Here is a 14,356-nt window from a genome sequence, read left to right as displayed (position 1 = left end):
ACACACTGAACCCCGGGCGGCGCAAAGCACCGCACCGGGGAGCCCGGCGCTGTTTAGGCAAAGAGACGCAGGTAACGTGCCACCTCCCAGTCGGATACGGTGTTGTGGTAGCTGTCCCACTCGGCCCGCTTGAAGTCGACAAAGGCCTTGTGCATATCGGCACCGAGCACCTTATAGGCCAGCTCATCCCCGGCGATGGCATCGGTGGCCTCGGAGAGCGTCTTGGGCAGGCACTCGATCCCCGCCTCGGCGATCTCGGCATCGCTGTAATGGTACATGTTTTCCCGGTGTGGCTGTCCCGGGTCAATACCCTGCTCAATACCCTCCAAGCCGGCGGCGAGCATCAGCGCTGCACCCAGATAGGGGTTGCAGGCGATATCCGGTGCCCGGCACTCTACGCGCGCGCCTGCGCTGGGAATGCGCAACATGTTGGTGCGATTGTTGTTGCCATAACAGCAGAACACCGGCGCCCAGGTGGAGCCGGACATACTGCCCTGGCGCACCAGTCGCTTGTAACTGTTCACCGTCGGCGCCACCACCGCGCTGATCGCCTTGGCGTGGCGCAGCACACCGCCAATGAACTGATAAGCCAGCTCGGAGACACCACAGGCATAGCGGTCATCTTCCGCGGAGACAGCAAACAGGTTCTGCCCGGATTCCGCGCTGGCCAACGACATGTTGTAGTGCGCGCCGCTCCCCGTGCGGTCGGCAAAGGGCTTGGGCATGAAGCTGGCGAACGCGCCGTGCTTGCGCGCGATCTCATTGGCCAGCAAGCGGAAATACACCAGGCGATCGGCCATGGTCAGGGCATCGGCGTAGTTGAAGTCGATCTCGAACTGGCCGTTGGCGTCCTCGTGGTCAAAGGAGTAAACACCCCAACCCATGCCACTCAAGGCCTGCACCAATTCATCAATGATGCCGATATTGTCCATCATGCTGGGAATGTCGTAGCAGGGCTTGCCCAGCGTGTCGCGGTCACTGAAGGGCACCGGGCGACCATCATCCGCCTTGCGCAAAATGAAGAACTCGGTTTCTATCCCCAGGTTGAAGGTAAACCCCATGGAGGCCGCTTTCGCCAACTGTCGCTTGAGAATACTGCGAGAGCAGGCTTCAAAGGGCTTGCCATCCAGGTACAGGTCGCTGGCAAACCAGGCCAGCTCGGGATTCCATTGGCACTGCTGCATCGAGGCCATATCCGGCATGGCGGCCACCTCGTTGTCAGCGATGTCTTGCGGCACGCCATCCAGCGCGGCGCCGGTGAACAACTCCGAGCCGGCGAACATCTGCTTGAAGTGGCCAACCGGCACAAACTTGCCCTTGCTCGCGCCGTGAATATCCACGTAGCTCGCTATGCCATATTTAACGCCCTGTTCCAGGCACCGCTGTTTCAACTGTTCAATTTCCATAAGAGCTCCATAGACGGGAATGTTTCTTGCTACACCGAAGCATCCAAGAAACATGCCAGAATGTATGTTTAAATTTAAAAGCTCGGAATAGGAGTCAACCCATTGATAAATAGCGCATATTGGCAGGAACATGATCACGAGCTGGGGGATTTCACACTGCAAAGTGGTGCGGTGTTACGCAGCGCCCGGCTGCACTACCACCAATTTGGTGCACTGAACGCACCAAAAAATAACCTTGTGCTATTGCCCACCTACTACGGCGGCACAGGCGCTAGCAACCGCCCCTGGGCCGACGACCCCGCCAGCCCGTTGGGGGGCGGCGATTACTGCGTGATCATTCCCTGCCTTTTTGGCGCGGGCGAGTCCAGTTCACCCAGTAATACGCCCCCACCCCAGGCGGGACCGGACTTTCCGCTCACCAGTATTGCCGACAACGTCACCGCTCAGCAGGCGCTGCTGACAGCCCGCTTTGGCGGCGCCACCCCGCGACTGGTGATGGGCTGGTCAATGGGCGGACTGCAGGCCTTGCAATGGGCGCAGGCATACCCGGCCGCCGCCGACAGCGTACTGGCCGTCTGTGCAACGGCAAAATGCTATCCCCACAACCGGGTTTTCCTGGAAGGTGTGGCGGCCGCACTCACTGCGGACCCGGCCTTCGCCGAGGGGCGCTACCCCGTGCCGCCCGCGCGTGGGCTGAGCGCCTTCGCAACGGTCTACGCGGGCTGGGCCTACAGCCAGGCCTTCTTCCGCGACGAACTCTATCGCACCCTGGGGTTTGCCAGCATCGAGGACCTGCTGCAGTACTGGGTGGAAGATCACCTGAGCCAGGATGCCAACAACCTGCTGCTGCAACTGCGCACCTGGCAGAGCGCAAACCTGCTGCCTGCGGCTGGTGAAAAAGCTCGGTCACATGGGCCCGGCATCCTCATGCCTTCCAGCACCGACCTTTACTTCACCGCGGAGGACGCCACGCGCGATGCCACCTCGATGGGCATGGAATGCCGGGTAATAGAGTCGCGCTTTGGCCATGTCGCGGGTGGGCCCGGTCGCTTGCCCGAGGAAACACGTTGCATCTTTGCGGCGGCCAGCGAGCTGCTCGCCGCGACCGCCCGAGAATAAAAAAAGGGGGCCCGAAGGCCCCCAAACACGCATTGCATCAATGCGCCCGCAAGCTGTTGCTTACTTCTGTGCCACAAACTCCGGGTAGGCTTCCATACCGCACTCGGACATGTCGACACCCTCGTACTCTTCCTCTTCGCTCACGCGCATGCCCATGACCGCCTTGAGGATGGCCCAGGTAATAAGGCTGGCGCCGAAGACCCAGACAAAGATCACCAGGGTACCTACCAGCTGACCCATGAAGGTCGCGTCGGGGTCAGACAGCAGGACCGCGAAGATGCCCCAGATGCCCACGACACCGTGTACTGAGATAGCACCAACCGGATCGTCGATCTTCACCTTGTCCATCGCCACGATGCTGAACACCACGATCACACCACCGATCGCACCGATGATCATCGCCAGCAGCGGGGTGGGGTCAGCAGGCTCGGCGGTAATCGCCACCAGGCCGGCCAGTGCGCCGTTCAGAGCCATGGTCAGGTCGGCCTTGCCAAAGATCAGGCGTGACAGCAGCAGTGCGGCAATCAGGCCACCGGCAGCAGCGGCGTTGGTGTTCAGGAACACGTTGGCCACTTCGTTGGCAACGGCAATGCCACCCAGCTTGAGGGTTGAGCCACCGTTGAAGCCGAACCAACCCATCCAGAGGATGAAGGTACCGAGCGTGGCCAGCGGCATGTTGGCGCCAGGAATCGCCTTGACCGAACCGTCAGCTGCGTACTTGCCCTTGCGCGGACCGAGCAGCAGAACACCCGCAAGCGCTGCAGCCGCACCAGCAAGGTGCACGATGCCTGAGCCGGCGTAGTCGCTGTAGGACAGCTCACCAATGAACGGAACCGCCTTGCCACCCCAGGTCCAGCCGCCCTCGATCGGGTAGATGAAACCGGTCATGACGACGGCAAAGGCCAGGAACGCCCACAACTTCATGCGCTCGGCTACCGCACCGGACACAATGGACATCGCCGTGGCGACAAACACCACCTGGAAGAAGAAGTCGGACGCGCCGGAGTACACCGAATCACCGCCGAACCCTGCTTCTGCCGAGTCTGCCAGCACGGAGGCTACCGCCACATCGTCCATCTGTGCCACGGTGGTGACGCCAGAGAGGAAGAAGCCACCGTCGTACATGAACTGATAACCGCAGATCAGGTACATGGTGCAGGCAATGGCGTACAGCGCCACGTTCTTGGTCAGAATTTCCGTTGTGTTTTTGGCGCGCACCAGGCCCGCCTCCAACATTGCGAAGCCGGCCGCCATCCACATCACGAGGGCGCCGCACACCAGGAAATAAAAGGTGTCCATCGCGTACTGTAATTCAAATATCTGGTTTTCCATGGGAATCACTCTCGTAGTTAGTCTCGGTGGATTTAGATGGCGTCTTCGCCGGTCTCGCCGGTACGAATACGAATCACCTGCTCCAGCGTGGACACGAACACCTTGCCGTCACCGATCTTGCCGGTGTTGGCAGCCCGGGTGATGGCTTCGATGGTCTTCTCGGCCAACGCTTCGGCTACCGCTACTTCAATCTTCACTTTCGGCAGAAAATCCACGACATACTCCGCACCCCGGTACAACTCGGTGTGCCCCTTCTGGCGCCCAAAGCCTTTCACTTCGGTGACAGTGATGCCCTGTACACCGATCTCGGAAAGTGCTTCGCGCACGTCGTCCAGTTTGAATGGCTTGACGATCGCCGTTATTAATTTCATGTCAGTCTCCAGGTATCAGCAGGGCGCCCCGTGGGGCGCCGTAAGTTTCAGTCCCGAAACGCTTACAGGCTCTTCGAGATGGAGAACACGATGCGGTCGTCCGCAGCTTCCACATCGTCCAGATCGGTGCCGATCAGCGCGAGGGCGAAATCCAGTTCCATGGCGCTGTAACCGAAGGTGACGCCATAGTCTGTGTAGCTGTCAGCGCCGGCTTCCCAGTAGTCGTCCTGGTCAGTATCAGTGAAACCGATGTTGAAATCCACGCTGATGGCTTCGGTGAGGCCCAGAGAGTAACCGGCCGAGTAGTACATGTACTCGGGGCCGCCATCACCAAACTCGTCTGAGTAGACGAAGCCGACGCTGAAGTCGGCGTAGCTCAGGCCCAGGGCGTATTCGATGTAGTCGAGGGAAGACTCACCCTCGTAATCGAAGTAGATGATGCCCACGTCGTAGCCGAAGCCGCCGTCGGTCTCGCCGGCGTAGCCGAAGTAGTAGTCCATTTCGGTAGTAGCACCACCGAAAGCGACGTTGGAGGCCCAGATGCCGGCGTACAGGCCGGTATCGCCAGACCAGTCAAAGCCACCCTGAATGGCGCCTTTCTCGTCGGTTTGCGAAATACCACGGAACACGTAGTCAGTGGCGAGGGTGACGTTACCGCTGATTTCCGCCTGGGCAGAAACAGCACCTGCGAACAGGACGGCGGCGAGGGAAGCGGGAAGCAGTTTTTTGTGCAGCATGTGTCGTTCTCCTTGGTTTGGCAGTCAAAAAATGTGTGCTCGGCACGGAACTTTTCTGATCTGCATAATTCACTTTTTGCAGTCCGAGCTTTGCAGGTGCTGTGCCAACCATGGTTTTTTCTATTTATTACATACACTTATTCAACTTTTCCGCCTCTGGAGGGCCTGCCTGAGGGGGGCCTCAGCGGGTGCGCCACGCACCAATGCGGCGCGCCGCACACAATTGGTGCACCCAGATGATCTGTGCGTCTTTTTACAATTCCTCTACACTGCACACTGTTCTGGCTGACTAAGGATTCACGCGTCATGGCCCTCAAACCGCCGCCAATAGGCGAGGTACTGCAGCAAATGTCGGCACTGGTCGGCAGCCCCGGCTTGCGCGCCGAGGTCGACAAAGGAGCCCGCGCCCTGGCGCAGTCGGCGCTGGGCAAGCTGGATGTTGTCAGCCGGGAGGAATTTGATGCCCAGGCCGCAATACTCGCCAGAACCCGGGCGCGCGTCGCGCAGCTGGAATCCGAACTGGAAACCCTGACCAAGGAATTCGAAGCCTCACAGGCAAAAACCTGACCCGTCATACTGTTTGCAGGCAATGCGGGTCTGTGCTCAAGGATGAGCCATGGAACTGTCCATCATTTACAGCCGCGCTGCGGTAGGCATAGAAGCGCCCCTGGTACAGGTGGAAACCCACCTCGGCAACGGGCTGCCCTCCTTCCAGATTGTCGGGTTGCCGGAAACCGCCGTGCGCGAGAGCCGCGACCGGGTGCGCTGCGCTCTGCAGCAGACCCACTTCGAGTTTCCCGACCGGCGTATCACCGTCAACCTGGCACCTGCCGATTTGCCCAAGGAAGGTGGCCGCTTCGACCTGCCCATCGCGCTGGGCATTCTTGCCGCCTCCGGGCAGCTGCCAGCATCGGCTCTCACCGACCACGAATTTGTTGGCGAATTGGCCCTGAGCGGTGCCGTGCGACCGGTGCCGGGCATCATCCCCGCAGCGCTGGCCTGCAGCGCCGCAGGGCGCGCACTGGTAACCCCGGCGGCGAGCGCGCCGCTGGCCGCCGCCGTACCCGGGAGTCGCATCATCGCCACAGAGGACCTGCTCACACTGTGCGCTCACCTCAACGGCCGCCACAGGCTTGCAGTAGAGGAGCACCGGCCACAGCCGCAACCTGCCATGCCCTACCCCGACCTGATGGAGGTCGCCGGACAAGCGCTGGCGCGGCGTGCACTTGAAGTAGCCGCCTCGGGCAATCACAACCTGATTCTGGTGGGTCCACCTGGTACGGGAAAAACGCTGCTGGCGAGCCGGTTGCCCGGTTTGTTGCCGCCGCCTGACATGCAGGAGGCCCTCACCTGCGCGGCCCTGCACAGCTTTCACGACAGCACCAGCGTGGAGCACCTCTGGCGCCGGCCCTTTCGCCACCCGCACCACAGTGCCAGCGCCGCAGCACTCATCGGCGGTGGCGCCCGACCACGGCCGGGCGAGGCCAGCCTTGCCCATGGCGGCGTGCTGTTTCTCGACGAACTGCCGGAGTTCAGCCGCCAGGCGCTGGAAATGCTGCGCGAGCCGCTCGAGGCCGGCGCCGTCACCCTGTCCCGCGCCGCGCATAAATTCACCTATCCCGCGCGGTTTCAACTGATCGGGGCAATGAACCCCTGCCCCTGCGGCTACTATGGCGACCCGGAGCACAGCTGTCGCTGCAGCAGCGAGCACATCCAGCGCTACCGGCACCGCCTGTCTGGGCCGCTGCTCGACCGTATTGATCTGCACGTCAGCATGCACCGGCTACCGGCTCGCCTGCTACTGGAAACACAATCAAAAGGAGAAGCGTCAGCTACCGTGCGGAAGCGGGTACTGGCGGCCCGGCAACGGCAGCAGGCGCGTCAGGGATGCACCAACGCCGCGCTGTCGGCACAGGCCCTGGCTACACAGTGTGTACTGCGGCCCGAGGCGCGTCGGCAGCTCGAGCAGGCAGCAGATGCGCTGCAGCTTTCCGGGCGCGGCCTGCATCGCAGCCTGCGTGTGGCGCAGACGCTGGCGGATATGGAGGGCGCCGACTGCATCAACCTGCAGCATGTAACCGAGGCCCTGGCGTTCAGGCAGGCTACAGCGCCGGCTTGACGCTGCGCCGGGGTCAGCCCTCGCTGATGGGCTCCATCTCATCCCAGATCGGGGCAAACATGATGCGCAGGAGCTCTTCATCCGCATACACCCGCTCGCCAGTGAGCGCGTAGCTGCCGTAGGTGAGAATGCCCAGAATGCGAAACGGCTTCTGTCGCCCGTCGGGGAAACGGTAGCGTACCGTGTACTCAATGGCCACGCCGGTTTCACCCGGCCACTCGCCGTGCAGCACCATGCTGTCCGGATCAAAACAGGGCGCAACGTGGTCGAAGAAATGCCGGTAGTAGCGCTCGGCCGCAGCCATGCCGCGCATGCGCAGCCCCACCGGAAACAGCTCGTAGACCGGGTCTGCCTCCAGCGTGGCCAGTGTGGCCGCGTAATCCCGCACCCCTTCAGCCGCGACGTGCTGATACGCGATCTTCAGCAGTTCCTCTGTACCCATTGTCTCGCCCTCTCTTGCTGCACCGCTCAGGCAGACGCCGGCGCCACCCCCATGAACTTGCTCTGCACAATCCGAAACCGGTTACTGACAAACGCCAGATCCGCCAGACAGGCATTCCCCGCCGGATTCAGGCCAGTGACGTGAAAATCCGAGTAGGCGGCCGCAAAGTTGATCGGCATGCCGGTCAGGTTGCAGGCAACCGACGCGCCCGCCGCGTGGTAGGCATCCACGGCCCGGGCAAGAAACTCTGCATCCGTCGAGTATACATGGGAGGTAATGGCGCCACAGTCGCGGGCGTTGCCGGTGGCGTCCCGCAGGCAGGCCTCGGCATCGGCGTTGGCAATAATGAACGACACCGGCCCGAAGACTTCCTCCCGATACCAGTCGCGATCGTCCTCGCTGGCGGCAATGACCAGCGGCGTTGCCGTGCGCGCCGCCGGGAAACCCGGGTTTTCATAGGGCGCGGAGTCTCGCAGAATCCGCTGCTGCGCGGCGGCCAGCTGGCGGTAGCGATCGACGTTGCTTTGCACCGCCGGATCAAACAGCGTACCGCAGAGGGTTGCCGCGGCCCGCGGGTCGGCCAGCCAGCCGTCCACGGCGCTGCAGATGGCCGCCGCGACCTCGGCATGCGGCACCCATTCCCCCGCAACGCGCACCCCGGTGGCTGGCACGTGAATGTTCTGCACGCTGGTGCACATCTGGGCCGACGCTTGACACAGTGAATGGGCCACCGCGCGCGCTGTTGCCTGCAGGTCATCGGTGGATTCCAGTACCACAGAATTGCAGCCGGCGGTTTCCGTATAGACCTGCTTGCCAGGACAGTTCTGCTCCAGCCAGCTGCCGAAACGGGGGCTGCCGGTGAAATCGATAATGGCGGTGTCCGGGTGCTGAATCAGCGGCAGCGTGGCCGGTTCCGCACGCGTATCGGCAGCCAGTGTGACCAGGTTGGGGTCGTAGCCGGCTTCTGCGAGCACTTCACGGCACACCCGCGCCACAAGTGCCACCGGCAACGTCGCCGCGGGATGGGGTTTCAGCACCACCGGGTTGCCCGTGGCCAGCGAAGCGCACAGCGCGGGGTAGGTATTCCAAAGGGGAAACGTGGCGCAACAGATCACCACGCCGATGCCACGCGGCACCAGGCGGTAGCGCTTGTGCAGGCTGGCAACACCATCGCGCCCGAACTTGCGCTCCCAGTGCGCAGTGGCCGGCACATCCTGCATGGCCTTGTGCGCGTAGGCCAGCGCTTCCAGGCCGCGGTCCAGGGCGTTGGCGCCACTGCCGGCAAAGGCCATCACATAGGACTGCCCGGAGGTGTGCATGGTGGCGTGGGCGTTTTCAAACAGCTGCTCACCACAGCGCTGCAGGATTTCCAGGCACACGCCCACCCGCGCTTCCGGTGTGGCCGCCGCCCAGGCGGGGCGCGCCGAGTTGATGGCCGTAAAGAGCACCTCGGGGTCGGCCCGCGGGTAACGCACGCCAAGCGGCTCCCCCGTGTAGGGCGACACTTCCTCCCCCACCCGGGCCACCTCTGCCGGCTGCGCCAGCGGAAAATCCTGCCCCAGCAGCGCCTCAAAGCGCGCCAATCCTACGGCGGGCTTTTCATCGCCGTGAATCTTGCTGCTCGGGTTTTCCGGCCAGCCACTCCAAGCGTAGCGTTGGCTGCAGGCGTCCAGCGCTTTGGTCAGCAGGTCCTGATGTTTGGTGAACAGGGCGCTCATCGGGCTCTCCGTAGGTTGTAGCGGTTATCGCCGTGCACAGTGTCACAACTCGGTATGTTTATGCAAGCTACGAGCTAGACGGCTGGCGTTGGTCCGATGCTGAAGTCGACATAGTGAGCGCTGAGCTCTTCGCCGCAGTGATTGCAGACCACCTCACCGTGGAGGTTTTCGCCACACAGCGTATGGGTCAGACACATGGGGCGACCCGCACCGCTGGGGTCACACCAGCGATCACCCCACTGCAGCAGTGTCAGGAAGTAGGGAAAAAGATCCCAGCCCTTCTCGGTCAGCTCGTAACCCTGACGCAGTGGCCGCTGCTGGTAGGGCCGTGTGACAAAAACGCCCTGCTGGACCAGGAACCGCATGCGGTCGGCAAGAATGTTGGTTGCCACCGGCAATTCCTGGTGAAACTCATCAAAGCGCTGTAACCCGTGGAAGGCGAGCGCGATCACATTTGCCGTCCAGCGGTCTCCTACCAGGTCGATCAGGTTGCGGTACACGCTATGCTCCCCCGGCACATCGAACGCCGAGAGTGAGGAACGCCGCCGCACCTTCTTGTCGCGCACATCGCGGGTGGCACCGGGGCCAGGGTGATAGGCGACGTCACGCCCGTGTACGTCCTGCCGGCAGGTGCCGCAGCGCAACCGCGGGTGCAAGGTGTTGCCGCAGGAACGGTGGCGCAAATGCACCTTGCCCGCCTCCTGTGGCGGAAAATAACGCTCTTCCCAGGCCACCGCCATCAGTGACATCTGGTACAGGTCGACCGACTTGCGGGTCAGGTGATAGACCGGGTGACGCGAACCCCCTGTGGCAACACGCTTGCGCAGGCAATCCTGAGCCTGCAACCATTTGAGGCGGTTGGACAACACGCCGCGAGATACGCCGGTGGCCTCGAGCATGCCGCTGAACGTATTCACGCCCCAGAACACCTCCTGAATAATCAGCAGGCACCATTTATCCCCTATCTGATCCAGGGCACGGTTGATGGAACTGGCGCGGGTTCTCAGCTTTTCCATGAATAAGCGCTGCGGGCGACCTCAGAAGCTCTTGGTGAGCGTGACGCCCGCCGTGCGCGGGGGCATGTAATACTCCGAGGTGACGCCGGTGGGGTCAACAATGCGGTTGCTGACCTGCACCTCGTCATTCAGGTTCTTGCCCCAGAGGTCCACTGCCAGGGAACCATCTGCACTGGTCCAGCTGACACTGGCGTCCAGCAGCTCGATCGCGGCCTGACGCTCCACCGCGCGGTTCTGCGGCCCGGTAAAGTACTCGTCTTTCCAGCTGTAGCTGACGCCGAAGTCCAGTGCGCCACCATTGGCCAGATTGACCCGGTAGTTCGCCGTCGTGGTGAGGGCAGCATCCGGTGCAAAAGGCAGATCGCGCCCGGCAAGGTCCAGGCCATTGGAGTTGGTGAACTCCTTGAACGTGGCGTCACTCCAGTTGTAGCTGGCGTTCAAGGTCAGGTTCTCGATCGGCACCAGGTCTATCGAGGCCTCCACACCCTTCGATTCTGCCTGCGCATTCAGCAGCACGAGCAGGAAACGACTGTTCAGCTCAAACACCTGCAGGTCCTCGTAGTCCATATCGTAGTAGGACAGGTTGAATTGCAGGCGACGATCCCACCACGAGGACTTCATGCCCACTTCGATGTTTTCCACCACCTCCGGGTCTACGGGCTGCGTTGCCACGCTTGGGAGGTTGGTCTGGGACTGAAAGGCGCCACTCTTGAAACCCTCGGAGTAGGTCGCGTAAAGCATCAGGTCGTCTGTCGGCCGGTAGGCCAGCGACAGTTTGTGCGTCACCTCCGACCACGAATCATCGGCCGATACGGGCGCGGCAAAGGACGGCAGGATCAGCGGCACCCCGGACGGGGTGGTGCCCAGCAGGTCAATGGAATTCTGGGTGATCTCCTTTTCATCCTCGGCCCAGCGCACGCCATAGGTCAGGGTAAGCTGATCGGTAAAGGACCAGTCGGCCTGCCCGTAAACGGCGTAACTCGTGGTCGCATTGTCCTGTGTGAACAGCACATCCCCGACCGCAGCCAGGCCCAGGCCCTGCAGCGGCGTGCTGTACTGCGTGTAGAACTCCTCGCCACGCTCCACGTCCTCTTCCATGAAGAACACGCCAGCCAGCCAGTTGATGCGATCAGTGTTGCCAGCCAGTCGGAATTCCTGGGAAAACTGCGAGGCATCTTCCTCGGCGCCGTTGATCACGTTGCCGGGGGTGGTAAAGAAGCCGGGGGGCAGCGGCACACCAGCGGGTGATGGTGCGGTCAGATTGTTCAACGGCAGCCCGGTAAGGTCGTCCACCCAGTTGTACTCACTGGAACGCCAGGCCGTAATGGAAGTGAGGCTGGACCAGCCCAGGTCTGCCTCCAGGCGCGCCATGACGCCGTTCACCTCACGCTTTTGCGAGGTGTCGAACTGGCTTGCACAATGGCGCTCATCGGCCTTGTACTCGTCCGACATGTTGAGCTCCCAGAACGGGCCGAGGCCGGCAATGGCATTGTCCACGTTCTGGATGTGGCGGCAGGGACCCGAGGTTTCATCCCGCGCATAATCCGCACTCAGCAACAGGTCGACGCGCTCGGTAATATCGAACAACAGCTGGCCGCGCACGTTGACCGAACGCGCGTCGTCACGCCGCTCCCCGGCACCCTCCGCGCCGATGCTGGGACCAATGATGGTGCTCTGAGAAAGGTTGCCAAGCGTGCTGATGTCGCCGGGGGTGATGACATTGCGGCTGTAGCCGTCGCGATCGCGATAGGAATAGACAATCTTTGCCGCGAGGTTGTCCGTCAGGCCACCGCTGGCCAGGCCCTGAAAGTGGCGCAACGCGTCAGTGCCGGCGGAGACACGCACGCGCACCTCGGTTTCCTGGCTGGGACGCGAGGTCACAATATTGATCGCGCCGCCGTTGGTATTCTTGCCATACAGCGTACCCTGCGGGCCACGCAGAATTTCCACCCGTTCCAGGTCGAACAGATCGAAGCCAACGCCACCCGTGCGCCCGATATACACCTCGTCCAGGAACACACCCACCGCGGGGTCACTGCCCGCAGAATCCGAGCTGTTGCCGATGCCGCGAATGTAGATGCGCGGCTCGCCGATGCTGAACTGGTTGTAGGTCAGGCCCGGCGTGCGAAAGGCAATGTCATTCAGGCCACTGATCTTGCCCACTTCGATGTCGTCGCCCGCGAGCGCTGCCACGGACAGGGGGACATCCTGGATACTCTGCTCACGTTTTTCGGCGGTGACCACCACCTCTTCGAGTTGTTGCTGGGCGTGCGCCAGCAAGGGCAGGGCAAAGGGCACAGCCGCCAGGGTGTGAATCGCAATACGGAGTTTGGAATGCGTCATGGTAGCCCCTCAGGGTTTTATGATTATTGAGGCGGGAGCCACCCCGCCTTGTTACTTGCATTAATGAACTTAGTTTATCCCAGGCTGTCCGAAATACAAGATCGGTCAAGCATTGTTCACTACTGGCCGGCGCGCCACAGGTCCTCACCCCGCGCCCAGGTGGCGTGGAACCCGTAGGGTACGCGCTGCGGTATGCGCACGCGGGCGACGGGCCCGGCCTCAATATCGCGGGCGTCGAATACCAGGCAGTCCGACTGCCAGGTGTTACTGTCGGTCACCAGCGTGATGACATACCCGTCGTCTTCCGCCGCACTCGCCGTGGCACCACGCCGCGGCGCAAAGACGGATTCACTGCCGAAAACGCCGGGGCCGTAGTCCCACTGCCAGCGCTTGCCGGTTTCGTTGTCGTATTTCACCAAACCGGTAAAGCGCAACGTGAGTCCGCCTTCGTGGTGCAACGGAATGCGCTGGTGATAGGCGAATCGCCCCTCGCGGCCATGGTAGAGCGGGTTGGTCTTGTTGAATTCAGTATTGAGGTCATCAATCGGCCCTTCCCGCACTTCCCCGGTACGCAAATTGAAACGCCAGCGGTAGTTGTTGGCCTCCAGGCGCATGTAAGCCAGCATAGACGCCAGCTCACCCTCTCCGGGCTTGGTTTCCGGCATGGGGTTGGTGGAGCGACAGCCATCCATGATCACCCATTCACCCGCCTCCCAGGCATTGCTGGTGTGCAGGATGTAGCAGGGCTCACACTCGAACCAGCGCACCTCGCTACCGGCGCCGTAGCGTGGGATCAGGCCAAAGCGCGTGGGGATATTCCGATGGAAGGTCAGCACACGGTAGCCGTGTTGACGCAGCACATTCATATCGTGAAAGAACGGCAGGTCATGCAGGATCGAGTAGTTCGTGGTGAAACCGATGTCGTGCGGCAGGCGCGGGCCGGGCAGATCGATGGCCACTTCATGTTTCAGTTTGCCACTGGGGTCAGCCACACCGTAAGTCATGTAGGGCGGCTCGTCGCCGTAGTCAAAAAACAGCAATTCGCCGGTCGCCAGGTCCACTTTCGAGTGCGCCGACATGCGTCGCTGCGCGCGGCCCTCCAGGTCGTAATAGCCCTTGGTGCCAAGCGTTTGCGCATCCAGTCGATAGGGGTGCCCGGCGTTGTACCAGAGGCTCATCAGGTCGCCGTTATAGATAAATATATCGGTGTTTGAGGTGTCCTTGATACCGAAGGGCGACAGTGAGTAGTCGAACGGCCCCATCACCCCCGGCGAGATGGAGCGGCCGTCGGCGCGCTCGCCCTGCAGGGCAAGGGTATCCACATACCGGTTGCGGTAGGCCGCCTGCCCGTTGCGGAAGTACACGCCGTGAACCATGCCGTCGCCGTCAAAGGGGTGATAGCGGTTCTTTGGCTCAAACACGGGGTTGGGACCGTTGCGGAAATAGGCCCCTTCGAGATCAGCCGGCAATTCACCTTCCACCGCCAGCCCGGACACATCGAGTTCATCGGTGGTCGGCGCATACACCCCGTGCAGATAGGGGTTGTCCAGGCCATAAATCCATTGCGGCGTATTGGCAAACTGGGCGACCCCGCCAAGGCACTGCTCAACGGAAGGGTACTCGGTAAATTTGCTCAGGCTTTGCATAGGGTTCCCCCGGGGCATCTGGCAGCCGGGACACACCCCGCTGCACTTGGATTTTGCTTGATTATAGGTATTAAGTATTTTTATGCAAGCATCGAATGGCACACGCT

At 61.8% G+C, this 14,356-nt stretch carries 12 protein-coding genes; 3 read left to right on the top strand and 9 right to left on the bottom strand.

Features of this window, described 5'->3' with window-relative positions:
• Positions 1-53 precede the first annotated feature (53 nt).
• On the bottom strand, positions 54-1,406 hold the full coding sequence (gene glnT / locus G533_RS0109350; RefSeq protein ID WP_027949733.1) for a type III glutamate--ammonia ligase: 1,353 nt from the start codon (positions 1,404-1,406) through the stop codon (positions 54-56).
• A gap of 102 nt (positions 1,407-1,508) precedes the next feature.
• Between glnT and G533_RS0109345 the strand changes: the two genes are divergently transcribed.
• Entirely contained in the window at positions 1,509-2,525 is a 1,017-nt protein-coding gene (locus G533_RS0109345) for an alpha/beta fold hydrolase (RefSeq protein ID WP_240472410.1), read from the top strand.
• 60 nt (positions 2,526-2,585) lie between these two features.
• Here G533_RS0109345 and G533_RS0109340 read toward each other — a convergent pair whose 3' ends face one another.
• From G533_RS0109340 to G533_RS0109330, 3 genes are all read right to left on the bottom strand, one after another.
• On the bottom strand, positions 2,586-3,857 hold the full coding sequence (locus tag G533_RS0109340; RefSeq protein ID WP_027949731.1) for an ammonium transporter: 1,272 nt from the start codon (positions 3,855-3,857) through the stop codon (positions 2,586-2,588).
• Between the two features lie 32 nt (positions 3,858-3,889).
• Positions 3,890-4,228, bottom strand: coding sequence for a P-II family nitrogen regulator (gene glnK, locus G533_RS0109335; protein WP_027949730.1), 339 nt, complete (start codon positions 4,226-4,228; stop codon positions 3,890-3,892).
• A gap of 62 nt (positions 4,229-4,290) precedes the next feature.
• On the bottom strand, positions 4,291-4,965 hold the full coding sequence (locus G533_RS0109330; RefSeq protein ID WP_027949729.1) for a TorF family putative porin: 675 nt from the start codon (positions 4,963-4,965) through the stop codon (positions 4,291-4,293).
• Between the two features lie 306 nt (positions 4,966-5,271).
• Between G533_RS0109330 and G533_RS0109325 the strand changes: the two genes are divergently transcribed.
• Both G533_RS0109325 and G533_RS0109320 read left to right on the top strand, forming a co-directional pair.
• Complete coding sequence (locus tag G533_RS0109325) at positions 5,272-5,532, top strand: accessory factor UbiK family protein (protein WP_027949728.1); 261 nt, start codon at positions 5,272-5,274, stop codon at positions 5,530-5,532.
• 49 nt (positions 5,533-5,581) lie between these two features.
• Positions 5,582-7,084, top strand: a complete 1,503-nt coding sequence (locus G533_RS0109320) for a YifB family Mg chelatase-like AAA ATPase (protein ID WP_027949727.1) — start codon at positions 5,582-5,584, stop codon at positions 7,082-7,084.
• 13 nt (positions 7,085-7,097) lie between these two features.
• Here the strand turns inward: G533_RS0109320 and G533_RS0109315 are convergent, their stop codons facing one another.
• The 5 genes from G533_RS0109315 to G533_RS0109295 form a co-directional block, all read right to left on the bottom strand.
• A complete protein-coding gene (locus tag G533_RS0109315) occupies positions 7,098-7,526 on the bottom strand; it encodes a nuclear transport factor 2 family protein (RefSeq protein ID WP_027949726.1) in 429 nt (142 codons plus the stop codon).
• A 26-nt stretch (positions 7,527-7,552) separates the two neighbouring features.
• Positions 7,553-9,244, bottom strand: coding sequence for a phenylacetic acid degradation protein PaaN (gene paaN / locus G533_RS0109310; protein ID WP_027949725.1), 1,692 nt, complete (start codon positions 9,242-9,244; stop codon positions 7,553-7,555).
• A 74-nt stretch (positions 9,245-9,318) separates the two neighbouring features.
• Entirely contained in the window at positions 9,319-10,260 is a 942-nt protein-coding gene (locus G533_RS21325; RefSeq protein ID WP_051230156.1) for a winged helix-turn-helix transcriptional regulator, read from the bottom strand.
• A gap of 21 nt (positions 10,261-10,281) precedes the next feature.
• Positions 10,282-12,603 carry a TonB-dependent receptor gene (locus G533_RS0109300; protein ID WP_027949724.1) on the bottom strand — a complete coding sequence of 774 codons (2,322 nt, stop codon included), beginning with the start codon at positions 12,601-12,603 and terminating at the stop codon, positions 10,282-10,284.
• Positions 12,604-12,722: 119 nt separating this feature from the next.
• Positions 12,723-14,249: a carotenoid oxygenase family protein gene (locus tag G533_RS0109295; RefSeq protein WP_035527395.1), complete on the bottom strand. Its 1,527-nt coding sequence runs from the start codon at positions 14,247-14,249 to the stop codon at positions 12,723-12,725.
• Between the last annotated feature and the right edge of the window lie 107 nt (positions 14,250-14,356).

It is taken from the genome of Haliea salexigens DSM 19537, assembly GCF_000423125.1.
GTDB classification, from domain to species: domain Bacteria; phylum Pseudomonadota; class Gammaproteobacteria; order Pseudomonadales; family Halieaceae; genus Haliea; species Haliea salexigens.
The sequence above is the reverse complement of the archived record's forward strand: the minus strand, read 5'-3'. Positions and strand labels throughout refer to the sequence as shown.

Excerpts from the sequence above, each read along its gene's own strand:
- paaN (WP_027949725.1), bottom strand. The coding sequence starts at position 9,244 with ATGAGCGCCCTGTTCACCAAACATCAGGACCTGCTGACCAAAGCGCTG.
- G533_RS0109340 (WP_027949731.1), bottom strand. The coding sequence starts at position 3,857 with ATGGAAAACCAGATATTTGAATTACAGTACGCGATGGACACCTTTTAT.
- glnK (WP_027949730.1), bottom strand. The coding sequence starts at position 4,228 with ATGAAATTAATAACGGCGATCGTCAAGCCATTCAAACTGGACGACGTG.
- G533_RS21325 (WP_051230156.1), bottom strand. The coding sequence starts at position 10,260 with ATGGAAAAGCTGAGAACCCGCGCCAGTTCCATCAACCGTGCCCTGGAT.
- G533_RS0109330 (WP_027949729.1), bottom strand. The coding sequence starts at position 4,965 with ATGCTGCACAAAAAACTGCTTCCCGCTTCCCTCGCCGCCGTCCTGTTC.
- G533_RS0109320 (WP_027949727.1), top strand. The coding sequence starts at position 5,582 with ATGGAACTGTCCATCATTTACAGCCGCGCTGCGGTAGGCATAGAAGCG.
- G533_RS0109315 (WP_027949726.1), bottom strand. The coding sequence starts at position 7,526 with ATGGGTACAGAGGAACTGCTGAAGATCGCGTATCAGCACGTCGCGGCT.
- G533_RS0109325 (WP_027949728.1), top strand. The coding sequence starts at position 5,272 with ATGGCCCTCAAACCGCCGCCAATAGGCGAGGTACTGCAGCAAATGTCG.
- glnT (WP_027949733.1), bottom strand. The coding sequence starts at position 1,406 with ATGGAAATTGAACAGTTGAAACAGCGGTGCCTGGAACAGGGCGTTAAA.
- G533_RS0109300 (WP_027949724.1), bottom strand. The coding sequence starts at position 12,603 with ATGACGCATTCCAAACTCCGTATTGCGATTCACACCCTGGCGGCTGTG.
- G533_RS0109295 (WP_035527395.1), bottom strand. The coding sequence starts at position 14,249 with ATGCAAAGCCTGAGCAAATTTACCGAGTACCCTTCCGTTGAGCAGTGC.